At 70.4% G+C, this 24,991-nt stretch carries 23 protein-coding genes; 13 read left to right on the forward strand and 10 right to left on the reverse strand.

Going from position 1 to position 24,991, the window contains the following annotated elements; genetic code table 11:
• Positions 1–140 precede the first annotated feature (140 nt).
• The 6 genes from HNR23_RS16115 to HNR23_RS16140 form a co-directional block, all read right to left on the reverse strand.
• Positions 141–1,487, reverse strand: coding sequence for a M16 family metallopeptidase (locus HNR23_RS16115; RefSeq protein WP_184076398.1), 1,347 nt, complete (start codon positions 1,485–1,487; stop codon positions 141–143).
• A 116-nt stretch (positions 1,488–1,603) separates the two neighbouring features.
• Positions 1,604–2,926, reverse strand: coding sequence for an insulinase family protein (locus tag HNR23_RS16120; protein WP_184076400.1), 1,323 nt, complete (start codon positions 2,924–2,926; stop codon positions 1,604–1,606).
• 173 nt (positions 2,927–3,099) lie between these two features.
• Positions 3,100–3,726: a class I SAM-dependent methyltransferase gene (locus HNR23_RS16125; protein WP_184080414.1), complete on the reverse strand. Its 627-nt coding sequence runs from the start codon at positions 3,724–3,726 to the stop codon at positions 3,100–3,102.
• A gap of 236 nt (positions 3,727–3,962) precedes the next feature.
• Positions 3,963–5,135 carry a pyridoxal phosphate-dependent aminotransferase gene (locus tag HNR23_RS16130; protein WP_343070585.1) on the reverse strand — a complete coding sequence of 391 codons (1,173 nt, stop codon included), beginning with the start codon at positions 5,133–5,135 and terminating at the stop codon, positions 3,963–3,965.
• A gap of 36 nt (positions 5,136–5,171) precedes the next feature.
• Complete coding sequence (locus tag HNR23_RS16135; RefSeq protein ID WP_184076404.1) at positions 5,172–5,573, reverse strand: BlaI/MecI/CopY family transcriptional regulator; 402 nt, start codon at positions 5,571–5,573, stop codon at positions 5,172–5,174.
• Between the two features lie 230 nt (positions 5,574–5,803).
• On the reverse strand, positions 5,804–6,673 hold the full coding sequence (locus tag HNR23_RS16140) for an SDR family NAD(P)-dependent oxidoreductase (RefSeq protein WP_184076406.1): 870 nt from the start codon (positions 6,671–6,673) through the stop codon (positions 5,804–5,806).
• A 261-nt stretch (positions 6,674–6,934) separates the two neighbouring features.
• On the opposite strand from HNR23_RS16140, the gene HNR23_RS16145 reads away from it, so the two are divergent.
• The 5 genes from HNR23_RS16145 (at position 6,935) to HNR23_RS16165 (ending at position 14,074) form a co-directional block, all read left to right on the forward strand.
• The gene (locus HNR23_RS16145; protein WP_184076408.1) at positions 6,935–7,483 is read left to right on the forward strand and encodes a pyridoxamine 5'-phosphate oxidase family protein; all 549 of its coding nucleotides are present in this window, start codon (positions 6,935–6,937) and stop codon (positions 7,481–7,483) included.
• Between the two features lie 559 nt (positions 7,484–8,042).
• Positions 8,043–11,711: a multifunctional oxoglutarate decarboxylase/oxoglutarate dehydrogenase thiamine pyrophosphate-binding subunit/dihydrolipoyllysine-residue succinyltransferase subunit gene (locus HNR23_RS16150; protein ID WP_184076410.1), complete on the forward strand. Its 3,669-nt coding sequence runs from the start codon at positions 8,043–8,045 to the stop codon at positions 11,709–11,711.
• Between the two features lie 13 nt (positions 11,712–11,724).
• Positions 11,725–11,901, forward strand: a complete 177-nt coding sequence (locus tag HNR23_RS16155) for a DUF6104 family protein (protein ID WP_184076412.1) — start codon at positions 11,725–11,727, stop codon at positions 11,899–11,901.
• A 305-nt stretch (positions 11,902–12,206) separates the two neighbouring features.
• A complete protein-coding gene (locus HNR23_RS16160; RefSeq protein ID WP_184076414.1) occupies positions 12,207–13,064 on the forward strand; it encodes a DUF4097 family beta strand repeat-containing protein in 858 nt (285 codons plus the stop codon).
• Positions 13,061–14,074 (forward strand): PadR family transcriptional regulator, encoded by a 1,014-nt coding sequence (locus HNR23_RS16165; RefSeq protein ID WP_184076416.1) that lies wholly within the window; start codon positions 13,061–13,063, stop codon positions 14,072–14,074. The genes HNR23_RS16160 and HNR23_RS16165 overlap by 4 nt, the downstream gene beginning before the upstream one ends.
• A gap of 304 nt (positions 14,075–14,378) precedes the next feature.
• On the opposite strand, the gene HNR23_RS16170 is transcribed toward HNR23_RS16165, so the two are convergent.
• Positions 14,379–15,347, reverse strand: a complete 969-nt coding sequence (locus tag HNR23_RS16170) for a zinc-binding dehydrogenase (protein ID WP_184076418.1) — start codon at positions 15,345–15,347, stop codon at positions 14,379–14,381.
• Between the two features lie 33 nt (positions 15,348–15,380).
• Positions 15,381–15,908: an ATP-binding protein gene (locus HNR23_RS16175; RefSeq protein ID WP_184076420.1), complete on the reverse strand. Its 528-nt coding sequence runs from the start codon at positions 15,906–15,908 to the stop codon at positions 15,381–15,383.
• A gap of 235 nt (positions 15,909–16,143) precedes the next feature.
• Here HNR23_RS16175 and HNR23_RS16180 point away from each other — a divergent pair, with 235 nt between their 5' ends.
• On the forward strand, positions 16,144–17,040 hold the full coding sequence (locus HNR23_RS16180; RefSeq protein ID WP_184076422.1) for a helix-turn-helix domain-containing protein: 897 nt from the start codon (positions 16,144–16,146) through the stop codon (positions 17,038–17,040).
• A gap of 13 nt (positions 17,041–17,053) precedes the next feature.
• Positions 17,054–17,254, forward strand: coding sequence for a DUF397 domain-containing protein (locus HNR23_RS16185; RefSeq protein ID WP_184076424.1), 201 nt, complete (start codon positions 17,054–17,056; stop codon positions 17,252–17,254).
• A 201-nt stretch (positions 17,255–17,455) separates the two neighbouring features.
• On the opposite strand, the gene HNR23_RS16190 is transcribed toward HNR23_RS16185, so the two are convergent.
• Complete coding sequence (locus tag HNR23_RS16190) at positions 17,456–18,667, reverse strand: NAD(P)-dependent malic enzyme (protein ID WP_343070760.1); 1,212 nt, start codon at positions 18,665–18,667, stop codon at positions 17,456–17,458.
• A 369-nt stretch (positions 18,668–19,036) separates the two neighbouring features.
• Here HNR23_RS16190 and HNR23_RS16195 point away from each other — a divergent pair, with 369 nt between their 5' ends.
• From HNR23_RS16195 to HNR23_RS16220, 6 genes are all read left to right on the forward strand, one after another.
• Complete coding sequence (locus HNR23_RS16195; RefSeq protein WP_343070586.1) at positions 19,037–19,981, forward strand: ABC transporter substrate-binding protein; 945 nt, start codon at positions 19,037–19,039, stop codon at positions 19,979–19,981.
• Between the two features lie 110 nt (positions 19,982–20,091).
• Entirely contained in the window at positions 20,092–20,958 is an 867-nt protein-coding gene (locus tag HNR23_RS16200) for an amino acid ABC transporter permease (RefSeq protein ID WP_394353825.1), read from the forward strand.
• A 104-nt stretch (positions 20,959–21,062) separates the two neighbouring features.
• Positions 21,063–21,815: an amino acid ABC transporter ATP-binding protein gene (locus HNR23_RS16205; protein WP_184080422.1), complete on the forward strand. Its 753-nt coding sequence runs from the start codon at positions 21,063–21,065 to the stop codon at positions 21,813–21,815.
• Between the two features lie 259 nt (positions 21,816–22,074).
• Complete coding sequence (locus HNR23_RS16210; RefSeq protein ID WP_184076426.1) at positions 22,075–22,605, forward strand: GNAT family N-acetyltransferase; 531 nt, start codon at positions 22,075–22,077, stop codon at positions 22,603–22,605.
• Positions 22,606–22,705: 100 nt separating this feature from the next.
• The gene (locus HNR23_RS16215; RefSeq protein WP_184076428.1) at positions 22,706–23,131 is read left to right on the forward strand and encodes an ATP-binding protein; all 426 of its coding nucleotides are present in this window, start codon (positions 22,706–22,708) and stop codon (positions 23,129–23,131) included.
• Positions 23,132–23,172: 41 nt separating this feature from the next.
• Entirely contained in the window at positions 23,173–23,931 is a 759-nt protein-coding gene (locus HNR23_RS16220) for a SigB/SigF/SigG family RNA polymerase sigma factor (RefSeq protein WP_184076430.1), read from the forward strand.
• Positions 23,932–24,064: 133 nt separating this feature from the next.
• Here the strand turns inward: HNR23_RS16220 and HNR23_RS16225 are convergent, their stop codons facing one another.
• Entirely contained in the window at positions 24,065–24,970 is a 906-nt protein-coding gene (locus HNR23_RS16225; RefSeq protein WP_221308142.1) for an alkaline phosphatase family protein, read from the reverse strand.
• Between the last annotated feature and the right edge of the window lie 21 nt (positions 24,971–24,991).

The raw sequence follows: 24,991 nt of genomic DNA on the forward strand, positions 1-24,991 counted from the left end.
CTGGTAGTTGCAAGATCACACTCACATGGGTTCGGTTTCGTTATCTCGCACAAAAGCCCCTTATGCGAACACTGACCGCTCTTTTACCTGATCTTGCCCATAGGGGATATTCGAAACAGGACGGACACCCTCGGGTCCGCTCAGCTCCACAGCGACTCGGGGTCGCGCACCTCCACGGCGCCCACGCCGGTCTCCCGAAGCGGCCCCTCCAGCTGGCCGGCGTCGCCGACCACCACCGCGACGACCTCCTCGGGCTTCAGGTAGTCGACCGCCGCCCGGCGCAGGTCGTCGGCGGTGACCCGCTCGAACCCGGCGCGCAGCCGGTCGACGTGGTCCTCGGGCAGGTCGTGCACGACCATCTCCACCATGGCGTAGGCCAGGCTGCGCGCGGTGGAGTAGGTGACGGGGAGGCCCACGGTGTTGGACTCGCGGACGGCCGACAGCTCGCCCTCGGTGACCCCGTCCGTGCGCAGCTTCTCGATCTCCTCCAGGCTCGCCGTGATCGAGTGGGCCGTTGTGGGCGCCTCCACCTGGGTGCTGATGTAGAACACCCCGCTGTCGCGCCGCAGGTCGAACCGGCAGCCCACGCCGTAGGTGTAGCCGAGCTCCTCGCGCAGCTTCATGTTCAGCCGCGAGGTGAACATCCCGCCCAGGACGTCGCTCATGCCCTCGGCCCGGGGCAGGTCGATGTCGGAGCGGGACGGCGCGTGGTGCGCCATGAAGATCGCCGACTGCACCGAGCCGGGCCGGTCGAGCAGGAGGATCCGCGGCAGCTCGCCGGAGGCGCGCTCCGGCGGGGTGACGGGCGCCGGCTCGGCCGGGGCGGCATCACCGAACACCGTGCGGCCGAGCGCCTCCAGGTCGACGTCGGACAGGTCGCCCACGACCACCAGCGTCCCGGCCACGCCCGCGATGGACCGGGCGTGGAAGTCCGCGACGATCTCCGGGGTGACGTCGGCGAGGCGGACCGGGCCGCCGTTGAGCGGGGTGGCGTACCTGCCGGTGAACAGCTGCCCGCCTACGGCACGGCTGGCCAGCGTGGAGGGCTGGGAGACGTCCAGCCAGAACCGCTCCAGCAGCTGCTCGCGGCGGCGCAGCACGTCCTCGGCGCGCAGCGCGGGGGTGCGGACGGCCTCGGCGAACAGCGCGGTGGCGTCGGTGATGCGGTTGACCGGGGCGTCGACGCCGGTGACGAAGCCGTCCCAGCTCACCCGGGAGACCCACTCCGCGCCGTGCCGCTCCAGGGCCGGGGCGAGCGAGCTGTTGCCGTGCATGCCGTCTTCGAGCACGTCCCCGGTGAGGGTGGCGACGCCCATGCGGTCGAGCGGTTCGGCGGCGCCGCCGGCGGGCTGGACCAGGCGGATCGCGGCGAAGGACTGGCCGGGCACGTCGATGGCGACCACGGTTCCCCCGCCGACCTGGAGTCGCTGCGGCTTGGGGAAGGTGTAGGGCTGGGCGGCGCCGGGCTCGGGACGGGTCTGCAGCATGGAGGAAACGACTCTCTTCTTCGGCTCTTCGGCTCTGGGACGCGGGCCGTACGGACGTGGACGAGTGCGGGTCGGGCGGCTGCGGCGGCGGTGTGCCCCGGGCTCCCGCTGGCGGGTCAGGCGCCGACGGGTTCGCCCTCGGCCTCCGCCGGGGTCTCCTCGGGGTCGAAGCGGACGGTGAGCCGGTTCTCCGGGCCCAGGAGCCGCTTGGCGGCGGCGACGACTTCGTCGGTGCCGATCTCGGCCCAGCGCTGCGGCCAGGTGTAGGCCAGCTCCGGCTCGTCGAAGAGCATGGTGCAGCTGCCGATGGTGTCGGCGAGCCCGCTGGGGTGGGCGACGGACTGCAGGTGGTCGCGCTCCAGGACGGCGCGGGCGCGCTCCAGTTCCTCGTCGGAGATGCCCTGGGTGAGCAGGACGATCTCCTCTAGGATCGCGGCCTCCAGCTCGTCTCCGCTGACGCCCTCGCGGGCGATCATGTTGACCAGCATGAGGCTGGGTGTGTAGCGGAACGGGAGCAGGTCGGCCGCGCCGCCGCCGTCGTCGGCGGCCAGGCCGCGCTCGACGACGAGTCGCCGGTAGAGGCGGCTGCCCTGGCCCTGGCCGAGGACGGCCGAGGCGAGCAGCATGGCGTCGAACTCGCGCTCGCCGTAGGCGGGGGTGCGGAAGCCGAGGAAGACCGCGGGTGCGGGGACGTTCTCGACGACCATGTCGCGCACCGGTCCGCCGATGGGGCCGTCGAGGGTGGCGTCGGGCGCCTCGGCGACGGTCTCGCGGGCGGGGATGCCGCCGAAGTAGCGCTTGACGCGCTCGTGCACGTCCTCGGGGTCGAGGCTGCTCACGATGGTGAGGACGAGGTTGTCCGGGCCGTAGTGGCGCTCGTGGAAGGAGAGGACGTAGTCGAGGTCGGCGGCGTCGAGGTCCTCCATCGACCCGATGGTCGGGTGGTGGTAGGGGTGGCCCTCGGGGTAGCCGAGCCGCAGGATGCGCTCCAGGGCGGTGCCGTAGGGCACGTTGTCGTAGCGCTGGCGGCGCTCGTTCTTGACGACGTCGCGCTGGTTGTCGAGGACGTCCTGGGTCATGCCGTCGCGCAGCGTCGCCAGGCGGTCGGCCTCCAGCCACAGGACGAGGTCCAGCGCGTGCTCGGGCACGGTCTCGAAGTAGTTGGTGCGGTCGCTGGAGGTGGAGGCGTTGATGTCGCCGCCGAGCCGCTCGACCGCGTCGAAGTGCTCGCTCTTCTTGACGTTGCCGCTGCCCTGGAACATGAGGTGCTCGAACAGGTGGGCAAAGCCGGTCCGGCCGGGGACCTCGTGCCGTGAGCCGACCCCGTACCAGAGGTTGACGGCGGCCACCTGACCGGTCGCCGCCGGGGCCGTCACCAGGCGGAGCCCGTTGTCCAGTGTGAAGCGACCGATCTGTCCCGCCGCACCGTTGGTCGTCACCAGTTCTTGCACCCCTTGCCCGCGCCGATAGTGGTGTTCGTCTGCTCACCGAGCCTATGTCCTCGGCGCGCTGCGTGCGTACGCATACACGAGAGAAAAAGCGGTGCGGGGTCGGGCTTGGGCGGCCGCGGGCCCCGGCGGCCGCAGGGGGTCGCCGGGGTCGGGCGGGCGGGTCAGTGCAGGCGGCGCAGCACGCGCAGGGACCCGGCGGCGCGCTCCTCGGTGAACGCGCCGGAGTCCAGGGCACGCCGGTAGATGTCGTAGGGCGGGCGGCCGCCGTCGGCGGGATCGGGGAAGACGTCGTGGATGACCAGCGCGCCGCCGACCGCGACGTGCGGGCTCCACCCGGCGTAGTCGGCCTGGGCGGCCTCCTCGGTGTGGCCGCCGTCGATGAACAGCATGCCCAGCGGGGTGCTCCACAGCCGGGCGACGTCGGCGGAGCGGCCGACGACGGCGATGACGCGGTCCTCCAGGTCGGCGGCGGCCATCGTGCGGCGGAAGTCGCGCAGCGTGTCGAGGCGCCCGGTGACGGGGTCGACCATGTCGGGGTCGTGGTACTCCCAGCCGACCTGGTGCTCCTCGGATCCGTGGTGGTGGTCGACGGTGATGACGGCGGCCTCGCCGCCGACGTGGCGCGCCGCCGCGCCCAGGAACACGGTGGACTTGCCGCAGTAGGTACCGATCTCCAGGACGGGGCCCAGCGGGGCGTAGGCCAGCGCGGTCTCGAACAGGGCCGTGCCCTCGTCGGCGGGCATGAAGCCCTTGGCCTGCTCGGCCACGCGCAGCAGGTCGGCGGGCATCGTCGTGGTCACGGTGCGGGAGCCTTTCGTTCGATGGTCGGCCGTCGTCGGCCGTCGTCGGCCGTCGTCGGCGGGGCGGCGTGCCCGGTCACGGCCGGTCCGGGCGCCCCGCCGAGCACGCTATCCGCACCCGCCGCCCGGTCGCGCGCCGAGCCCCACCCTTGATCTCGGGGATATCGGGGTAAGAATCGGCGCTGAGACCCCGATATCCCCGAGATCAACGGAAGGGGCGGGGGTCAGGGGGCGAAGGCGCGGGTGAGGCGGTCGACGGCCTCGTCGAGGACCTTGTCCTGCTTGCAGAAGGCGAAGCGGACGAGGTGCCGGCCGGCGTCCTGGTCGTCGTAGAGGACCTGGGCGGGAACGGCGGCCACCCCGGCGGTGCGGGGCAGGGCGCGGGCCAGTTCGATGCCGTCGTCGAAGCCGAGGGGCCGGATGTCGGCCATGACGAAGTAGGTGCCCTGGCTGCGCTGCACGTCGAACCCGGCGCTGCGCAGTCCCGCGGCGAGCCGGTCGCGCTTGGCCTGCAGGGCGTCGCGCTGGGCGCGCACCCAGTCGGCCTCGGCGGTGATGGCGTCGGCGATGGCGAGCTGGAGGGCGCCGTTGGCGGTGAAGGTGAGGAACTGGTTGACGGTGCGCACCGCGCGCACCAGTGCGGCGGGGCCCATGACCCAGCCGGTCTTCCAGGCGGTGACGGAGAAGGTCTTGCCCACCGAGGAGATCGACAGGGTGCGCTCGCGCATGCCGGGCAGGGTGGCCGGTGGGACGTGCTCGGCGCCGTCGAAGGTGAGGTGTTCGTAGACCTCGTCGGTGAGCACGATGACGTCGTGTTCGGCGCAGACGTCGGCGATGACGCCCAGTTCGGCGCGGGTGAACACGGTGCCGGTGGGGTTGTGCGGGGTGTTGACGATGATCATGCGGGTGCGGGGGCCGACGGCGGCGCGCAGCTCGTCGGGGTCGAAGGTGAACCGCCCGTCGGGGCCGGGCCGCAGGGTGACGGGGCGGCGGACGCCTCCGGCCATGGCGATGACCGCGGCGTAGGAGTCGTACATGGGCTCGAAGAGCACGACCTCGTCGCCGGGTTCCACCAGGCCGAGGACCCCGGCGGCGATTCCGGCGGTGGCGCCGACGGTGATGTAGACCTCGGTGTCGGGGTCGTGGTCGAGGCCGAAGCGGCGGGAGCGGTCGGCGGCCACGGCGCGTCGCAGTTCGGGGCGGCCGAGGCCGGGCGGGTACTGGTTGACGCCGTCGCGGATGTGGTGGGCCGCGGCGTCGATCAGCGACCGCGGGCCGTCGGTGTCGGGAAAGCCCTGGCCGAGGTTGACGGAGTCGGTCTCGACGGCCAGGCGGGTCATCTCGGCGAAGATCGTCTCGCCGAACGGGCGCATGCGTTCCACAAGAGGTTCGTCCACCCTTGGGAGCATAGACCTCGGGTGGCGTGGGTCACCTCAGCCGTTGGTCGTCAGTCCGTGGGTGCGCGCCTGCTCGGTGCGGCGTTGGCGGACTTCGCGGAGGACGTCGTTGAGGCGCGCCATCTCCTCGTCGGAGAAGCTCTCGACGAAGCGCAGCATGGTCGTGCCCGGGTCTCCGCAGCCGCTGAAGACCTCCGACATGACGCGCGCGGTGTGCTCCTCGCGGGTCTCGCGCGGCCAGTACAGCCAGGCGCGGCCGGCCTTCTCCCGGTGCAGCAGCCCTTTGTGGTAGAGGATGTTGGTCACCGTCATGACCGTCGTATAGGCGACGTCGCGGTCGTAGATCATCGACTCGCGGACCTCCCGGACCACGAGGGGTCCGTCGGCCCGCCAGAGCGCGTCCATGATCGCGGCTTCGAGCTCCCCGAAACCTTTCACCCGCCCCACCTCCGTTCCGACATGCTAAGAGCGGAAGCCGGGCGCCGGGGTAAAACCGGACCTAGGGAACGGATCCGCAGCCACGATGGGGGCGTTGTGGCTGATTTGTCTACACCGGCCGGGTATTCACTAACGATTCCACCACGCCCTACCGCCGTTTCGGTGGCAAGATCCCCACTGCGGCCCGATTCGGGGGAATCGTCCAGGCCCGGGCGGGCTGCTCCACCGGCTCAGGCGAGCCCCCGCAGGTAGGCCCCGGCCTGCTCGGACAGGTTGCGCGGGATGACGTAGGGGCGCTCGGCGTTGACCTCGGGCCAGCAGTCGCGCAGCGCCTCGGGGCTGTCCTCCGCGGGCGCCGCCCCGGGCCCCTCGGCGACGAACACGCGGGCGACCCGGCCGCCGCCGACCGAGTAGATCTCCCCGGTGGTCTCGCAGTCCTCGTGGGCGAGCCACAGCACCAGGGGGGTGACGCGCTCCGGTGCCAGGTTCTCCCGCGCCGAAGGCGGGAACAGGTCCTCGGTCAACCGGGTGTAGGCGACGGGGGCGAGGGCGTTGGCCGTGATGTCGTAGCCGGCGCCCTCGATGGCCAGCGTCTTGGTCAGCCCGATGACGCCCATCTTGGCGGCGGCATAGTTGCTCTGCCCGAAGTTGCCGAACAGCCCGGAGGGGGACGTGGTGGTGATGATCCGGCCGAAGCCGTTCGCCCGCATGTGCCCGAAGGCGGCCCGGGTGACCAGGAAGGTGCCCCGCAGGTGGACGCCGACCACACGGTCCCACTCGGCCACCGTGATGTTCTTGAAAGCGCGGTCGCGCAGCAGCCCCGCGTTGTTCACGACGATGTCGACCCGTCCGAAGGACTCCACGGCGGTCTCGATGAGGGCGTCGGCCTCGTCCTCCGCGGAGACGTCGCCGTCGTCGGAGACCGCGAGCCCGCCGCGGTCCCGGATCTCCCCCACGACCCGCGCGGCGGCCGCGCCGTCGGTGTCGTTGACGACGAGTCGGGCGCCGCGCGCGGCCAGGCCCAGGGCGTGCGACCGGCCGAGCCCGTGCCCGGCTCCGGTGACGACGGCGATGCGCCCGTCGAGCCGCAGTTCGGTCATGTCGGCTGTTCCTTCCGAGGCGTGGGATGGTCCGGGAAACGCGGCACGCGTCCGCGTGCGCGCGGGCCCGTGCTGCGGTGTTCCGTACCCGTTTTCCCGTTCCCGGCACGGGGGTGGCGGGCGGTTCCGGCGGCGGTCAGAATACGGGCTGCGGGCCGCGGGCCCGGGTTTCCGGGGCCGCACAGCGCGGCGCGGTGCGGCCGCGCTCACCGGGGAACGCCTCCGTCCGCCGCCGAGCGACCGATGAGGAGTGGAGTGCGGATGCAGGACAGAGCAGGGACCCACGAGAACGAGCGGGCGCGCGGGCGGACCGGCGCCTCGGCCCGGCCGGACGGATCCGGCGGCTCCGGTCACCGCCGGGCGCGGATCCGGATGAGCGGCGCCGAGGTCGACGCGTTCCTCGCCACCCACCGCAAGGTGCAGGTGGCGACGGTGGGGCGGCACGGTGAGCCGCACCTGTCGACGCTGTTCTACGCGATGGTGGACGGCCGCCTGGCCTTCTGGACCTACGCCGCTTCGCAGAAGGCCGTCAACCTGCGGCGCGACCCGCGGCTGACCTGCCTGGTGGAGGACGGGGAGGACTACGCGGAGCTGCGCGGGGTGGCGCTGTACGGCACCGCCGAGGTGAGCGAGGACCCCGACACGGTGCTGAGGGTGGGCGCCGCCGTCGCCGCCGTGATGGCGGGCGCCGCAGAAGCGGACCTGCGCACGCCCGAGGCCCGGGCGGAACTGGCGCGGGCCGGGCGCAAGCGCGCGGCGGTGTTCCTGTCCGTCGACCGGGTGGCGAGCTGGGACCACGGCAAGCTCTGAGCCCTCGGCGCGGGGGGAATGAAGGGCGCGCCGGGCCCGCACCCGCGGCCGGGGGCCGACAGGGGCCGGTGCCGCCGTTCTCGCATCCGACTCCACCGGTCCGCCGACCGCGGGCGCGGCCGTCCTGCCCGGTCGCGCACACTGGGTGAGACGTCGCACCCGTCGCCGCGGTTCCATGTGAATCGACGAAGATCCGCGCGGTTGGATGCGGCCGGAAGTGGGCATGGACACGGGGAACCGGCCCGGCGGCCGCCCTCGCCCCGCGCCGCAGCACCCCCGTCCGCACGTCTGCAACCAGCAAAAACGTCACAAAGGGACCACGTGGCGGTTACGTGTCGCCCACTCCGGTGTGAACGATTGTTAGGTATATCCCAGTCCTCACGTGGCCAGGGGGCTACATCTTCATGCCCGGACAAGTAGCCTGTAAGTCGAGATTGCTGGCCGGGCGTGTGTCCAGGCGGCCATGTGGATGCCGCCGCACGTTGAGCCCGCCCTGCGTAGCGGCCATCTCTGCATATACACATTCACAAGCGAGCTGCGGAAGAGGGCGATCTCCGCCGTGTCGTCTGAGGCGTCTCAACCCCTGACAGATTTCGGCCCAAATGAGTGGCTGGTCGAGGAGCTCTACCAGAAGTACCTCCACGACCCGAACTCGGTTGACAAGGCTTGGTGGAACTTCTTCGCCGATTACAAGGCGGGTACCACCACGACCAACGGCGCGACCGGCACCAAGCCGGCCGCCGCAGCCACGTCCGCCACCCCGGCCTCCGGTGCCGCCGCGACGAAGCCGGCCGCCGCACCGAAGAAGAAGCCGGAAGCATCGACCCCGACCGGCGACGCCGGTCCCGCGGACGACGCGCTGAAGGTCCACGAGGAGCGGCTGCGCGGCGCACCGGCCCGCACCGCCACCAACATGGAGTCCAGCCTCACCCTGCCGACCGCCACCAGCGTGCGCGCCGTGCCGGTGAAGCTGCTCTTCGACAACCGCATCGTCATCAACAACCACCTGCGCCGCGGCCGGGGCGGGAAGGTCTCCTTCACCCACCTCATCGGCTACGCCATGGTGAAGGCGCTGAAGTCGATGCCGGAGATGAACCACTCCTACGTCGAGATCGACGGAAAGCCGGGCGTCGCGAAGCCCGAGCACGTCAACTTCGGTCTCGCCATCGACCTGCAGAAGCCCGACGGCTCCCGGCAGCTGGTGGTGCCGAGCATCAAGGCCGCCGAGGCGATGGACTTCAAGGAGTTCTGGAGCGGCTACGAGGAGCTCGTCCGCAAGGCGCGCAACAACAAGCTGGGCGTCCCGGACTTCCAGGGCACCACCATCAGCCTCACCAACCCGGGCGGTATCGGCACCGTCCACTCGGTGCCGCGGCTCATGCCGGGCCAGGGCGTCATCCTCGGCGTCGGGGCCATGGAGTACCCGGCCGAGTTCCAGGGCATGTCCGAGGAGACCCTGAACGAGCTGGCCGTCAGCAAGGTCATGACGCTGACGTCCACCTACGACCACCGGATCATCCAGGGCGCCCAGTCGGGCGAGTTCCTGCGCCGGATCCACCAGCTGCTGCTGGGCGAGGACGGCTTCTACGACGAGATCTTCCAGTCGCTGCGCCTGCCGTACGAGCCGGTGCGGTGGGTCCAGGACATCTCGGTCGACCCGAGCAACCAGCTCGACAAGGCCAGCCGGGTCCAGGAGCTCATCCACGCCTACCGGGTCCGCGGCCACCTCATGGCCGACACCGACCCGCTGGAGTACAAGCAGCGCCGCCACCCGGACCTCGACGTGCTGCAGCACGGCCTGACCCTGTGGGACCTGGACCGCACGTTCCCGACCGGGGGCTTCGGCGGCAAGCAGGTCATGAAGCTGCGCGACGTGCTCGGTGTGCTGCGCGACACCTACTGCCGCACGGTCGGCATCGAGTACATGCACATCCAGAGCCCGGAGGAGCGGGAGTGGATCCAGTCGCACGTCGAGCGTGAGCACGAGAAGCTCAGCCGCGACGAGCAGCTGCACATCCTGCGCCGGCTCAACAGCGCCGAGGCGTTCGAGACCTTCCTGCAGACGAAGTACGTCGGGCAGAAGCGGTTCTCGCTGGAAGGCGGGGAGTCGCTGATCCCGCTGCTCGACGGCGTCATCTCCCGGGCAGCCCGGGCCGAGCTCGACGAGGTCGTCATCGGTATGGCGCACCGCGGCCGCCTCAACGTGCTCGCCAACATCTGCGGCAAGTCCTACGCCCAGATCTTCGGCGAGTTCGAGGGCAACATGGACCCGCGCAGCGCGCACGGCTCCGGCGACGTCAAGTACCACCTGGGTACCGAGGGCACCTTCGAGACGCCCGACGGCGAGAAGATCGCGATCTCGCTGGCGGCCAACCCCAGCCACCTGGAGACGGTCGACCCGGTCGCCGAGGGCATCGTCCGCGCCAAGCAGGACATCCTCGACAAGGGCCCGCACGGCTTCACCGTGCTGCCGCTGCTCATCCACGGCGACGCGGCCTTCGCGGGCCAGGGCGTGGTGGCCGAGACCCTGAACCTGTCGCAGCTGCGCGGCTACCGCACCGGCGGCACCGTGCACGTCATCGTGAACAACCAGGTCGGGTTCACCACCTCCCCCGCCGACAGCCGCTCCAGCGTGTACGCGACCGATGTCGCGCGCATGGTGCAGGCGCCGATCCTGCACGTCAACGGGGACGACCCGGAGGCGGTCGTGCGGGTGGCGCACCTGGCGTTCGCCTACCGGCAGGCGTTCAACAAGGACGTCGTCGTCGACCTGGTCTGCTACCGGCGCCGCGGCCACAACGAGTCGGACAACCCGCACTTCACGCAGCCGCTGATGTACAACATCATCGACGCCAAGCGGTCCACCCGGAAGCTGTACACCGAGGCCCTGATCGGCCGCGGCGACATCTCCGTGGAGGACGCCGAGGCAGCGCTGCGCGACTACCAGCACGAGCTGGAGCGCGCGTTCGCCGAGACGCGTGAGGCGGACAAGAAGCCGATCGAGCCGGGGTCGGTCATCAAGCCCGAGGTGTTCGACGAGGGCCGGATCGACCACGGCGCCGTCGCGACCGCGATCGACGACGAGGCCATCAAGGAGATCGTCGACACTCAGGTCAACCTCCCCGAGGGCTTCACCCCGCACCCGCGCCTGCAGCCGCAGCTGCAGCGCCGCGCGCAGATGATCGAGGACGACGCGCTCGACTGGGCGACCGGCGAGATGCTGGCGTTCGGCTCGCTGCTGCGGGAGGAGCACCCGGTCCGGCTGGTCGGTCAGGACAGCCGCCGCGGCACCTTCGGCCAGCGGCACGCCGCCCTGGTGGACCGCAACACCGGCGAGGTGCACACCCCGCTGAAGAAGTTCGACAAGGGCACGTCCAAGTTCTACGTGCACGACTCCCTGCTGAGCGAGTACGCGGCGCTGGGCTTCGAGTACGGCTACTCGGTCGTGCGGCCCGACGCCCTGGTGGCGTGGGAGGCCCAGTTCGGCGACTTCGTCAACGGTGCGCAGAGCGTCATCGACGAGTACATCAGCGCCAGCGAGCAGAAGTGGGGGCAGCGCTCCAGCGTCGCCCTGCTGCTGCCGCACGGCTATGAGGGCCAGGGCCCGGACCACTCCTCGGCTCGCGTCGAGCGTTTCCTGCAGCTGTGCGCGCAGGAGAACATGACCGTGGCCATGCCCACGACCCCGGCGAACTACTTCCACCTGCTGCGCTGGCAGGTGAAGTCGACCTACCGCCGCCCGCTGATCGTGTTCACTCCGAAGTCGATGCTGCGGAACAAGGCGGCGACGTCGGCGGTCGCGGACTTCACCGGCAAGACGGCCTTCGAGCCGATCATCCCGGACTCCTCCGGCCTCAAGCCGAAGGACGTCCGCCGCGTGGTGCTGTGCTCCGGCAAGGTGTACTACGACCTGGACGCGGCGCGGAAGCGCACCGGCGACCGGCACACCGCGCTGATCCGGGTGGAGCGGCTCTACCCGCTGCCGATCGAGGAGATCCGGCAGCAGCTGGCCGCCTTCCCGAACGCGGGCGAGGTGCTGTGGGTGCAGGAGGAGCCGGCGAACATGGGCCCGTGGCCGTTCGTCTCGCTGGTCTTCACCGAGCAGCTGGACCGCCCCTTCACCCGGGTGTCGCGTCCGGCCGGTTCCTCCCCGGCCGCCGGGTCGGCCAAGCGGCACGAGGTCGAGCAGCAGGCGCTGGTCAACACCGTGTTCCCGCCGGCGGACTAGGTCGGGGCGAGCGATGTACTACACCGATCGCGGGATCGAGGAGCTGGAGAAGCGCCGCGGCGAGGAGGAGGTCTCCTTGGCGTGGGTCGCCGACCAGCTGCGCACGTTCACCGACCTCAACCCGGAGTTCGAGACCGCCGTCGACCGGTTGGCCACCTGGCTGGCCCGGTTGGACGACGATGACGAGTGAGCACCGGCGGGGTCGGTGACTCGGTGAGTCAGTGATCCGACGACGGATCAGGGGGCCCCGGCCGTTCGCGGCCGGGGCCCCTTCGCGTGTCCGGGATCGGCCATGCGCGACGCTGCGCGCCCGGGCGGCACGGCCGATAGGGCCCCGAACTGCACCGTCCGCCCGGCCTCACCCCGTGCGGTCCGTTTTGAGATGATGTCGGGGTTCCCCTGACCCACCCCTGATTCATCGCGACATATCTTGAAGTCTAGGGGGACGCGACATATCGTGATCCCCATCAGCTCTTCGAGTCGAAAGGTTTCGCGATGGCTCGATGGACCATCGACCAGCCGATGACACGGGTCCTCGACGGGATCGTGGCACTGCGCATCCGCATCATCGGCGGTCACGTCAACATCCTGCCGACAACGGATCCCGCAACGTTCGAGGTGTCCGACATCGTCGGCGAGCCCGTCCTCGCCACCCAGGACGCGGGCATCCTCACCATCACCTACGAGGACCTCACCGGTGCCGGCCTGCTCGACCGCCTCCGCCCGGTCCAACTGTCCGGGTACAAGGACGTGGGTCGCCGTTCGGCGGCCATCGGCCTTCGCGTCCCCCACGACTGCCCCGTGGAGGTGACCACCCTCTCCGCCCCCATCGTGGCCGCCGGACTGACCGGCAGGACCCAGCTGCGCACGGCCTCCGGGGACGTCACCCTGGACGGCCTGGGCGGCGAGGTCGAGGTCAACACCGTCTCCGGCAACCTGGCCGCCCGCGATCTGGAGGGCAACCTGCGCTTCAACAGCGTGAGCGGGCAGGTCGCGGTCGCCGGCGGGCGCTTCTCCGACTTCTCCGGCAAGACGGCCTCCGGGCAGCTGCTGGGGGACATCGACCTGGCGCCGTCGGCGCGGGTGCGGCTGGCGTCGATCTCCGGCGAGATCGCGCTGCGCGTCCCTGCGGAGACCTCCGCGGGCGTCGAGCTGCGGACGGCCACCGGAAAACTGGACTCGGCCTTCACCCTCGACCGCCGCGAGCTGCGCGGCCGCAGACAGATGTCCGGCAAGATCGGGGTCGGCGTCGACCCGGCCAACATCTCCACCACGACCGTCTCGGGACCGGTCTCGCTGCTGCGCCGCGAGCCCGACGCTCCCGCCGAGATCCCGAGGGGGAACGACGCATGAGCACCATCTTCGGGCATGGTCGGCTCCGGCTGTACCTGCTGAAGCTTCTGGACGAGAGTCCCCGGCACGGCTACGAGATCATCAGCCTGCTGCGCGACCGCTTCCTCGGCGTGTACTCGCCCTCCCCCGGCACCATCTACCCGCGGCTGGCCCGACTGGAGGAGGAGGGGCTCGTCACCCACGAGGAGGTCAACGGGCGCAAGGTCTACCGCCTGACCGACAAGGGACGCGAGGAGCTGCACAGCCGCCGCTCCGACCTGGACGACCTGGAACGCGAGATCACCGAGTCGGTGCGCGACGTCGCCCGCGCGGTGAAGGAGGACGTGCGCGACACGATCAGCTCGCTGCGCGAGGAGCTGAAGTTCGCGGCGGGCGGCGGCCGCCGCAACGCCCGCACGGAACGCGACCAACGGGAAGAGCAGGAAGAGCGGGAGCGCGCGTCGGCACCCGACGCCACCGGGGCGGCCGAGGGCTCGGAGAAGACCGAGGAGCGCGAGGAGCGCGACCGCCGCGACGGCACCTGGTGGGAGCGCGACTGGGAGCGGTTCGCCGAGAACATCGGCTCCTGGGGCAGCACCTGGACCAAGCAGGGCCGCCGGGGCGAGCCGCTGGAGTTCGAGAAGGCGCTGCACGACTTCAGCGACCGCGTCCGCGACGTGGTGCGCGAGGCCGGGCACGTCGGCGAGTCGGCGGCCCAGGACCTGCGCCGCATCCTCGACGACACCATCGAGGTCATCCGCCGCGACGTCTCCGCGTGGGGCCCACCGCCCTCCCCCGCCGACCAGGCGGGGGAAACCAAGGTGGAGGAGACCGAACCGCGGCAGGACACCACCGAGCCCAAGCCGGAGGAACGCCCCAAACCCTCCCCGAAGCGGCCGGACGACGAGTCCACCACCCCACCCCACGGCGACCCCTGGAGCACCGCGGTCGCAGAGGAGCCGTCACCCAAAGAGGAGAAGGACGACCGGGACGACAAGAACAACCCCGACTCGGATAAGCCCCAGAGCTGACCGACGCCCTGCTCCCACCAAGAGGCGCCGCCCGCAGGGCGGCGCCTCTCGACGTGTTCGCGCCTGTGCCCCGAATCCCCCGCGCGGGCGGGGAGCATGCTGTTCCTGCTTCGCTGCCCTGAATGCCAGCGGGTCCATCCCCGCGCGGGCGGGGAGCATCTGGGCCCTGTTGCCCTGCGAGGCGGCCAAACGGGTCCATCCCCGCGCGGGCGGGGAGCATCCTCGTTGACCTGGGACTCTATCCGGTCAGGGGGCCGGAATATGCAACTTCTTGAGATTCAGGCATTGCTGACATAAGCCCCGATCAGACAGTGAAGACGATCTTCCCGAACACATCCCCCTGCTCCATGGCCGCGAAGCCGTCCTTCGCGTTGGCAAGCGGCAGCACGCGGTCGATCTCCGGGCGGATTCCCGTTCGGGCGCAGTACTCGGCGACGCGCTTGAGCTGGTCGCGGGTGCCCATGGTCGAGCCGATGACCTGGAGTTGCAGGAAGAAGACGCGGGTGAGCTCGGCGGGTGGGGCGTCACCGCTCGTGGCGCCGCAGGTGATGATGCGGCCTCCCGGTCGGAGCGAGCGCACGGAGTGGCCCCAGGTCGCCGCGCCGACGTTGTCGAAGACGGCGTCGGCCTTCTCCGGCAGCCGCTCGCCCGTCTCCACGGCGGCATAGGCGCCCAGGGCACGCGCCCGCTCGCGCTTGGCCTCGCTCCGACTGGTGGCGTACACGCGGTGTCCGGCCGCGCTCGCCATGCGGATCAGGGCGCTGTTGACGCCCCCGCCCGCGCCCTGGACCAGGACGGTCGAGCCCGGCTCAAGCCGCGCCTTCTCGAAGAGCATGCGGTAGGCGGTGAGCCATGCCGTGGGCAGGCACGCCGCCTCCTCGAACGACAGCTCGGCCGGTTTGGGCACGAGGTTGCGCCTGGGCACCGCCACCTTCTCGGCGAAGGTGCCGTCGTGGACCTCCGACAGCAGGCTGCGGCGCGGGTCCCTGGTCTCGTCTCCGCCGCCCGCGTCCGGGTCGCCGATGACGGAGTGGACGATGACCTCCCGACCGTCCTCGTCGATTCCGGCGGCATCGCAGCCCAGCACCATGGGTAGGCGTTCGGCGGGCAGTCCGACGCCCTTCAGGCTCCAGATGTCGTGGTGGTTGAGCGCGGCGGCCCGGACCGTGACCGTGGTCCAGCCGTCCCGTGCCTCGGGGTCCGGTCGTTCGCCCGCTTCCAGTCCGGACAGCGGGTCGTCCTTGTCGGTGCGCGCGGCGGTGATTGCGAACATGGCATCGACAGTAACGATCGGCTGCCCTCCGGGCTACACCGGCCGCCCGGAGCGGACGAGTTCGTGGCCGGGCCGCTCGTCGCGCAGGGTGCAGCTGACGACGCGGCCGTCGGTGAGCCGCCGCGTGCTCCACTCGTCGGTGAGGGCTTCCACCAGGGCGAGTCCGCGCCCGTGCTCGACGTCGAGGGGTTGGCGGCGGACGTGCGGCTCGCTCTCCGGGCCGTTCCGGCGCGGACCCTGGTCGCGCACCTCGATGGTGACGGCGCCGGGGCGCCGGTAGATCTCGATGCCGAAGCGCCCGCCGGGTTCGCCGCTGCGGGTGTGGCGGACGGCGTTCGCGGCGAGCTCGCCGGCGGCGATCAGCGCGGAGTCGAGGAGTTCGGTGCCCGCCGGGAAACACAGGCCGAGGGCGGCCTCGACGAACGCTCGCGCCTCGCGTACCTGGCCTTCCTCGCCTGGGAATCCGCAGCGGGCGACGACGACGGCGCCGGGGCGGCCGGTGCTGCGGCGACCGCGGGTGCGCGCCGAACGGATGCCGGCGGGTGGGGTGTCCGTGATCATCGATCCGCCTCGGTCCGGGGGGATGGTCGTCATGAGGGGGCGGCCCGCGGGCCATCGATCACCCGTGCGCCTGCCAACATCTTGCCGACGCACGGCACCCCCTGCAATTGCTTTGCCGAATTTTCACCGGACTACTCTCGGCACGGATCCCCGTCCGGAACCTCGCGTAGCCTGCTCACCTTTAGGATTCAGCGTCTCTCCCCCTCCCCGATGACCCCCTGATTCGGAGGCCCCGATGGCCAGCGCCAACAACCCCACGGTTCGCCGACGTCGCCTTGGTGTGGAATTGCGACGTTTGCGGGAAAACGCCGGAATGACCGGAGAGGAAGCCGCCGAGCGCATGTCGTGGTCCGGCAGCAAACTTTCCCGGATCGAGCGCGGACTCGTCGCGACCAACTCCGACGACGTCCGCGACCTGCTGGAACTCTACGAGGTCACCGACGAGGCGCTGCGCCGGACGCTGGTCACCCTGGCGCGCGAGTCGCGTCGGCGCGGCTGGTGGCACGTGTACGGCGACGTCATGCCCGACCGCTTCGAGGTGTACCTGGGCCTGGAGCCCGAGGCGAGCACGCTGCGCTTCTACCAGTCGCACACCGTCCCCGGCCTCTTCCAGACCGAGGACTACGCCCGCGCCCTCCTCGAATCCCATCCTTCGCCGGCCGATCCGGGCGAAATCGACCGACGGACGGAATTGCGCATCCGACGCCGAGAACTCATTTTCCAGGACAACCCACCCGACACATGGGTGGTTTTGGACGAATCGGTCCTCCACCGCCTCATCGGTGGCCCCCACGTGATGGCTGACCAGCTTCAGCACCTTCTCGAAGTGGACAAGAAGCCACAGATCACCATACAAATCCTACCCTTCGACCGCGGGGCGAATTCAGGATTGAACGGGTCATTCGACATCCTGGAGTTCACGGAGTCCGATATCTACGCACCTCGCCTGGTCCATTTGGAAAACCTGACCAGTAGCCTCTATATAGAAAAGGCGAAGGAGGTCCACTTTTACACCGTGGCCTTCGAGCACCTGCGTACCGCTGCGCTGCATCCCCAAACCTCGCGAAGGCTCATCAGCGACGTGGAGCGGCGCCTACGGCAGCAGGACCCCTCGGAATCAGCCGAACCATGAACGGAGGCGCGGCATGCCCGCGATCGATCCCCACCCCCTGCTCTGGCGCAAGAGCTCCTACAGCGGTACCGGAGGGGGGCAGTGCGTCGAAGTCGCCGACGCCCTGCCCGCCATCCGGGTCCGCGACTCCAAGGTCCCCGCGGGGGCCGTTCTGAGCTTCCCCTCCGAAGCCTGGGCGGCCTTCCTGAGCGCGGCCACGCGCGAGCGGCTCTGACGGCGGTCACCGCAGCGGAACCGCACCCCGGCCGCCCCCACGGCCGGAACAGGGAGGGAACCGACGCAACCGGACGCATTCCCCCGTCCGGGACCGGACGTCATTCCCCCGTCCGGTAGCAGCAGAGAACAAGCCGGTCCGGAGCAGGTCCCCCCGCCCCGGACCGGTCACCGAGAACAGTCGGCCGATGACGAACGGCGACTACCCCCTGGCCACGCCGTCCCTGCGCGCCTGCTCCGCGACGGCCGACGCGACCGCCGGAACCACGCGCTCGTCGAACGTGCTCGGGATGATGTAGTCGGCGGCGAGGTCATCGCCCACGAGTCCGGCCAGCGCGTCGGCGGCGGCCAGCTTCATCCCCTCGGTGATGTCACGGGCGCGCACGTCCAGCGCTCCGCGGAACACCCCCGGGAAGGCGAGCACGTTGTTGATCTGGTTGGGGAAGTCACTGCGTCCCGTCGCGACGACACTCGCGTACTTGCGCGCGACATCCGGGTGGATCTCCGGGGTGGGGTTGGCCATCGCGCAGATGATGGCGTCGGGCGCCATCGTCGCGACGACCGACTCCGGCACCTCGCCGGCCGACAGGCCGATGAAGACGTCCGCCCCGGCCAGTGCGGTCTCGATCGAGCCCTTGATCCCGGCCTTGTTGCTGGTGCGCGCGAGCTCGGCCTTCACGGGGTTGAGGCCCTCGCGGCCCGCGTAGATGAGCCCCTTGCTGTCGGCGACGGCGATGTCGCCGATGCCGCCCTCGACCAGCATCTTGGTGACGGCCACCCCGGCCGCGCCCGCGCCCGACACCACGGCGCGGAGGTCACCGAGGGTGCGGCCGGTCAGCCGGGCGGCGTTGCGCAGCGCCGCGACCGTGACGATCGCGGTACCGTGCTGGTCATCGTGGAACACCGGGATGTCCAGCCGCTCCCGCAGCCGCCGCTCGATCTCGAAGCAGCGCGGGGCGGAGATGTCCTCCAGATTGATGCCGCCGAAGGAGGGCGCCATCCGCACGACCGTCTCGACGATCTCGTCGACGTCCTGGCAGGACAGTGCGATCGGCACCGAGTCGACGCCGCCGAACTGCTGGAACAGCAGCGACTTGCCCTCCATGACGGGGAGGGACGCCTCGGGGCCGATGTCGCCGAGGCCGAGCACCGCCGAACCGTCGGTGACGACCGCGACGACCTTGTTCTTCCAGGTGTAGGTGTCGACGAGCTCCGGGGAGTCGGCGATGGCGCTGCAGACCCGGGCCACGCCCGGGGTGTAGGCGAGGGACAGGCCCTCGTGGTCGCTGACGTCGACCGAGGACTGGACCCGCAGCTTGCCGCCCCTGTGCAGGGCGAAGGCCGGATCCCTGTCCAGCTCATCCCGGGGGTCGGTCGGCGCCTGGGTACGGGTATGGGAATCGTGGGAATCGATGGTCAACGTTGAAAACCCCTCGTCATCATGCGCGTTCATGCCGGCCATGACACGAACGGCCGCGTACAGATCCGGTCAGCGCGCGGAGGCCTGGGTGCTAGGGGGGACTCCGCCGATCCGGTCGGCCATGACCTGGGTGGACTCGGGGGAGTCGGACTCCGCTCGGCTCTTATGCGAGTGCGGCGCTGCCGATACCACGGGGTTGACCCGTTACCCAATCATCTCACAACGGTGACCCACCGAACATGGCGGGTTGTGCACGATAGAACGCCCACGTCAACCACGCTTTTGTGGGATGTCACAAGCCCGCTGTCCGACCGGACCCGGCCGTCCGCTCACCGGCGGTGGGGCCGCACGAAGGAGACTGCCGTGACCATCGCAGGACACCCGGCCGCAGCGGCCGCCCGCCGCGACCGCACCTACCGCATGGGCGCACTCGCCGCCGGTCTCGCCCTGTTCGCCGCCGCGTGCGGCGACGGCAACGGCAACGGCGACGCCGCCCCGGACACCACGCCCAAGGTGGAGGTCGAAGCCGACGCCGAGCTCGCGGCGATGGTGCCCCAGGAGTACAGAGACGCCGGCAAGCTGGAGATCGGTGTGAACGCCGAGTACCCGCCCGGCGAGTTCCTGGAAGCCGACGGCACCACCGTCACCGGCTTCAACGTCGACCTGTTCGAGGCGGTCGCGGGCAAGCTCGACCTGGAGGCGGACTGGAAGCCGTCGCCCTTCGACGCGATCATCACCGGGGTGCAGTCCGGCAAGTTCGACGTCGGCATGTCCTCGGTGACCATCAACGAGGAACGCCTCGAAGTGGTCAACATGGTCAGCTACTACACGGCCGGGACCCAGTGGTTCACCCAGACGGGCAACCCGCAGGAGGTCGACCCGGACGACGCCTGCGGCAAGCGCATCGCGGTGCAGAGGGCCACCATCCAGGTCGAGGACATCGAGGCGCGCAGCCAGACGTGTGACGACGAGGGCAAGCCCACCATCACCATCGAGCAGTTCCAGGAGCAGACGCAGGCCACCGAGTCGATCGTCTCCGGGAAGAACGACGCCGCGCTCGCGGACACGCCCGTGGCCGGCTACGCGATCAAGCAGACCGGCGACCAGCTGGAGACCCTCGGCGACCAGTACGAGGCCGCCCCCTACGGCGCCGTGATCAACAAGGACGAAACCGAGCTCGCCGAGGCGATCGCCGCCGCCTACACCGCCTTGATCGAGGACGGCACCTACTCCTCCATCCTCGACCAGTGGGGTGTGGACGAGGGCGCGATCACCCAGCCCGCGGTCAACCCGGACGTCGACGAGTAGAACGGGCACGCGTGAGCTCGACAGAACAGGCCCCCGTGTCCCCGGGCGCCCCCGGGACCGCACCGCCCACCCCGATCAAGGCCGTGCCGGTCCGCCACCCGGGCCGCTGGGTGGCGGCGGGCGTCATCCTCGTGCTGATCGCCATGTTCGTCCACATGCTGGTCACGAACGAGGCGTTCAAGTGGGAGTTCATGTTCGCGAACATGTTCACCCCGCCGGTGCTGATCGGCGTGCGCACCACCCTCATCCTCACCGTGCTCTCGATGCTCATCGGCATCGTCCTGGGCATCGTGCTGGCCCTGATGCGGCTCTCGGGCAACCCCGTGCTGGTCGCGGTGGCCTGGACCTACACGTGGTTCTTCCGGGCGGTCCCGCGGCTGGTGCTGGCGGTCCTGTTCGGCAACCTCGGCATCCTGTACTCGACGGTGTCGTTCGGGCTGCCGTTCGACATGTACTGGCTGCCGCTGCTGGGCCTGGACGGCTACAGCACGGCCATCTTCACGATCGACGCGCGCACCTTCCTCAGCGGGTTCATGGCCGGCCTGCTCGCCCTGGCGCTGTCCGAGGGCGCCTACATGTCCGAGATCGTGCGGGCGGGGCTGCAGTCGGTGGACAAGGGCCAGACCGAGGCCGCCCAGGCGCTGGGCATGCGCCACTCCCAGGTGATGCGCCGCATCACCCTGCCGCAGGCGCTGCGGGTGATCGTCCCGCCGACCGGCAACGAGACCGTGGCGATGCTGAAGGACACCGCGCTGGTCGCCTTCGTACCGGTGACCACGGAGCTGTTCTTCCAACTCCAGGCCATCGGCTCACGCACCTTCCAGGCGTTCCCGATGCTGGTGGCCGCGTGTATCTGGTACCTCGCGATCACCAGCGTGTTCATGATCGGCCAGTACTTCCTGGAACGGTCGTTCACCAAGGGCGACCGCCAGGCCCAGGCCGCGCTGAAGGCGATCGAGACCAAGGCGGGGAATTGACACAGGACACCACACCTACCGGAACCGGAACCGGCGCCGGTTCCGCCGGGGACACCGCACCGTCGTCCGGATCGGGCACCGACCCGGCCGCCGTCGACGACCGGATGGTCATCGCCGAGAACGTGCACAAGCACTTCGGGCGCCTGGAGGTGCTGCGCGGCATCGACCTGGAGGTGCGGCGCGGCGAGGTGATGTGCGTGATCGGCCCGTCCGGCTCGGGCAAGTCCACGTTCCTGCGCTGCATCAACCACCTGGAGAAGGTCGACGGCGGCCGGCTGTGGGTGAACGGGCAGCTCATGGGCTACCGGCAGAAGCGCGGCAAGCTCTACGAGCTGCACGACGCCCAGGTGGCCGAGCAGCGGCGCGGCATCGGAATGGTGTTCCAGAGTTTCAACCTGTTCCCGCACATGTCGGTCATCGGCAACATCATGGAAGCCCCCGTGCAGGTGAAGCGGGAGAAGAGGGCCGCGGCCCGGGAGAAGGCCATGCGGCTGCTGGAGCGGGTCGGACTGGCCGAGAAGGCCTCCTCCTACCCTCGGCAGCTGTCGGGCGGGCAGCAGCAGCGGGTGGCGATCGCCCGGGCGCTGGCCATGGAACCCGACCTGATGCTGTTCGACGAGCCCACCAGCGCGCTCGACCCCGAGCTGGTCGGCGAGGTGCTCGCGGTCATGAAGGGCCTCGCCGAGGACGGCATGACCATGGTCGTCGTGACCCACGAGATGGGCTTCGCCCGCGAGGTCGGCGACTCCCTGGTCTTCATGGACGACGGCGTCGTCGTGGAGTCCGGCCCGCCCCGCGAGGTGCTGGCCGACCCCAGGGAGGAACGGACCCAGGCGTTCCTGTCCCGCGTCCTGTAGCGCGGTCCCACCCCGTCTCGGCCTTCCGCCTTCCGCCTTCCCGACGTCTTTACTCCCCCACGTCCCCACGTCCCCACTCCCCCACGTCCCCACTCCCCCACGCCACGCATCGATACGGATGCGAAGTGATCACGAATCGGCGCGCACTGGGTAGCGTGGGGCGAACGGGGCGCGGTTCCACCGCGCCCGCACCACCGGCCCCGGCCGCACACCGCTCGCCCCACGTCACACCACGCCACATCACGCCACGAGGAGCACCGTGATCCGCCCCGCACGCCCCGACGACATCCCCACCATCCACCGGCTCGTGCGCGACCTCGCCGAGTACGAGAAGGAACCGGACGCCGCCGTGGCGACCGAGGAGGACTTCGCCGACGCCCTGTTCGGGCCCGACCCGGCGGTCTTCTGCCACATCGCCGAGCACACCGGCGGCGACGGCTCCACCACGGCCGCCGGGTTCGCGCTGTGGTTCCGCAACTTCTCCACGTGGACGGGCAAGCACGGGATCTACCTGGAGGACCTCTACGTCCGCCCGGAGTTCCGCGGCCACGGCTACGGCAAGGCGCTGCTGGCCGAACTCGCCGCCATCTGCGTCGAGCGGGGCTACACACGCCTGGAGTGGTCGGTGCTCGACTGGAATATCCCTTCGATCGACTTCTACACGTCCCTGGGTTCGGTGCCGATGGACGGGTGGACGGTCTACCGGCTCGCCGGCGCCGACCTCGCCGAACTCGGGACCCGCGCAGGGGCGGCGATCCGACGGCCGCGCACCGTGCCCGACGAACGGTAAGCATCGGGTCAGGAACACGTATGTGACCGTGTGCACCGGGACCATGCAGAAACAAGATAGATTGCTCTCAAGCGGCAATCCCACTTCCCGGAGGAGGGACGTGACCGAAGAAACCGCCGCGCCGTTGTCGGGCGCCACGGACGTACGGGACGCTGTCACCGTCAGGATGCCGGCCGACAGCGCGTACCTCTCTGTTCTGCGCACGGCGACCGCCGGTCTGGCGGCCAGGCTCGACTTCACCCTCGACGAGATCGAGGACCTGCGAATCGGGGTCGACGAGGCCTGCGCGATGCTGCTGTCCCAAGCCCTGCCCGGAACCGACCTGACCACAGAGTTCGAACTCACCGGCGACGGGATGCGCATCTCGGTGTCGGTTCTGACCGCCGACGGTCGGCTGCCCGAGCGCGACACCTTCGCCTGGACGGTGTTGTCCGCGCTAGCGGGCGAGGTCGACGCCACCGCCGATGCCGATGACCGGGTTTCGATCGTTCTTCACAAACGACGCGGCCAGGTGGAGTCGGCGTGAGCGAAAGGGGGCCCGCTCTGACGGCGAAAACGGAGCACGCGGTGCCGGACCGTGCCCGCGCACGAGAGTTGTTCGAGCGCCTGAGCGAGCTACCCGAGGATGCCCCCGAGCGGCAGAGGATCCGCGACGAGCTCGTGGAGCTGCACCTGCCCCTCGTGGAGTACCTCGCGCGACGCTTCCGCAACCGCGGCGAGTGGCTCGACGACCTCACCCAGGTGGCGACGATCGGCCTGATCAAGTCGATCGACCGCTTCGACCTGGAACGCGGCGTGGAGTTCTCCACGTATGCCACGCCCACCATCGTCGGTGAGATCAAGCGGCACTTCCGCGACAAGGGGTGGGCCGTCCGCGTCCCACGCCGACTGCAGGAGCTGAAGCTGTCGCTGACCAAAGCGGTCAGCGACCTTTCCCAGCGCGAGGGTCGTGCGCCCACGGTGCACGAGCTCGCCGAGCACCTGCAGATGACCGAGGAAGAGGTGCTGGAGGGCCTGGAGTCCGCCAACGCCTACTCCACCGTGTCCTTGGACGCGCCGGACAGCGGCGACGAGGACGCCCCGGCCGTGGCCGACTCGCTGGGCATCGTGGACGACTCGCTCGAAGGCGTGGAGTACCGCGAGTCGCTGAAGCCGCTGCTGGAGCAGCTTCCGCCCCGCGAGAAGCGCATCCTGCTGCTGCGCTTCTTCGGCAACATGACCCAATCCCAGATCGCCCAGGAGCTGGGCATCTCCCAGATGCACGTCTCCCGGCTGCTGGCGCGCACTCTCGCCCAGCTCCGGCAGGCGCTGACCACCGACGACTGAGCTTCCGCGAACACGCATGATCGGGCCCGTGCCCGGGGGGCGCCCCGGCCACGGGCCCGATCTGCGCTTCTCGTCCGTTGATCTCGGGGATATCGGGGTGATACTCGCCGGTATCACCCCGATATCCCCGAGATCAACGGAGGAGGGGGCGGCCGTCCAGGTTCCATTCCGGGTCGAGGGTGATGCCCAGGTGGGCGAGCGCGGAGGCGGCCGCGTCCGGCATCTTCGCGTCGGACCGCTCCGAACCCGGTGTGATGCTCCCGCCCGCCGCGACGAGGAAGGTCTGCCGTTCGGCCCGGCTGAATCCCCCGTGGCCGCCGGAGGCGGTGTGCCCGTGGTCGGCGGTGACCATGATCAGCCAGTCCTCCCCGCCGTGGGAGGAGCGGGCCGCGACTGCGTCGAGCATCCGCCCGACCTGGGCGTCGGCGCCACGGATCGCCTCCAGGTATTCGCGGCTCGCCGCGCCGTGACGGTGGCCCGCGTGGTCGATGTTGTCGAGGTGCACGAACATCGCGTCGGGGTCGGCGTCGCGCAGTCGCGCCACGGCCCGCTCGGTGGTGCCCTCGTCGTACTCGTCGCCCGGTGTGGACACGCGCTCGTCGACCTTCGGTGAGAGGAGGGTGTCGGTGATCGGTGCCCACGACGAGACGGCGTGGGTGGCCAGTTCGGGCCGGACCGTCTCGATGCGGGTCAGGAAGTCGGGGTACCGCGAAAGCCGGTTGCCGCCGAAGGAGTTGTCCCGTACCCGGTGCTTGGCGGGCCAGACCCCGGTCAGGACGGTCGACCAGCCGGGGCCGGACACGGTGGGGACCGACAGGTTGACGGGCATGCTGCTGGGCGCGGTGAGCCCGGCGGCCATGAGGGCGCCGAGGCGGGGTGCTTCGGCGTCCGTGATCCGGTCGAGCATGGCTCCGTCGAGCCCGATCAGCAGGACCTTGGGGGTCCTGGGGGCGGCGTGGGCTGCGGAGGCGAGAGGGCCGGCGGCGGCGAGTGCGGCTGCGGAGGCGAGCAGTGAGCGTCGGGATATGCCGGATGACACGTGATCCTCCAGAGTGGTGGG

Origin of the sequence: Nocardiopsis mwathae (genome assembly GCF_014201195.1) — a bacterium.
Lineage (GTDB): Bacteria > Actinomycetota > Actinomycetes > Streptosporangiales > Streptosporangiaceae > Nocardiopsis_C > Nocardiopsis_C mwathae.

Bases quoted from the DNA above. Each gene is read 5' to 3' on its own strand.
- HNR23_RS16115 (WP_184076398.1), bottom strand. From the start codon at position 1,487: ATGCTGCAGACCCGTCCCGAGCCCGGCGCCGCCCAGCCCTACACCTTC.
- HNR23_RS16125 (WP_184080414.1), bottom strand. From the start codon at position 3,726: ATGCCCGCCGACCTGCTGCGCGTGGCCGAGCAGGCCAAGGGCTTCATG.
- HNR23_RS16140 (WP_184076406.1), bottom strand. From the start codon at position 6,673: ATGACCGAACTGCGGCTCGACGGGCGCATCGCCGTCGTCACCGGAGCC.
- HNR23_RS16145 (WP_184076408.1), top strand. From the start codon at position 6,935: ATGCAGGACAGAGCAGGGACCCACGAGAACGAGCGGGCGCGCGGGCGG.
- HNR23_RS16155 (WP_184076412.1), top strand. From the start codon at position 11,725: ATGTACTACACCGATCGCGGGATCGAGGAGCTGGAGAAGCGCCGCGGC.
- HNR23_RS16160 (WP_184076414.1), top strand. From the start codon at position 12,207: ATGGCTCGATGGACCATCGACCAGCCGATGACACGGGTCCTCGACGGG.
- HNR23_RS16165 (WP_184076416.1), top strand. From the start codon at position 13,061: ATGAGCACCATCTTCGGGCATGGTCGGCTCCGGCTGTACCTGCTGAAG.
- HNR23_RS16170 (WP_184076418.1), bottom strand. From the start codon at position 15,347: ATGTTCGCAATCACCGCCGCGCGCACCGACAAGGACGACCCGCTGTCC.
- HNR23_RS16175 (WP_184076420.1), bottom strand. From the start codon at position 15,908: ATGATCACGGACACCCCACCCGCCGGCATCCGTTCGGCGCGCACCCGC.
- HNR23_RS16180 (WP_184076422.1), top strand. From the start codon at position 16,144: ATGGCCAGCGCCAACAACCCCACGGTTCGCCGACGTCGCCTTGGTGTG.
- HNR23_RS16185 (WP_184076424.1), top strand. From the start codon at position 17,054: ATGCCCGCGATCGATCCCCACCCCCTGCTCTGGCGCAAGAGCTCCTAC.
- HNR23_RS16205 (WP_184080422.1), top strand. From the start codon at position 21,063: ATGGTCATCGCCGAGAACGTGCACAAGCACTTCGGGCGCCTGGAGGTG.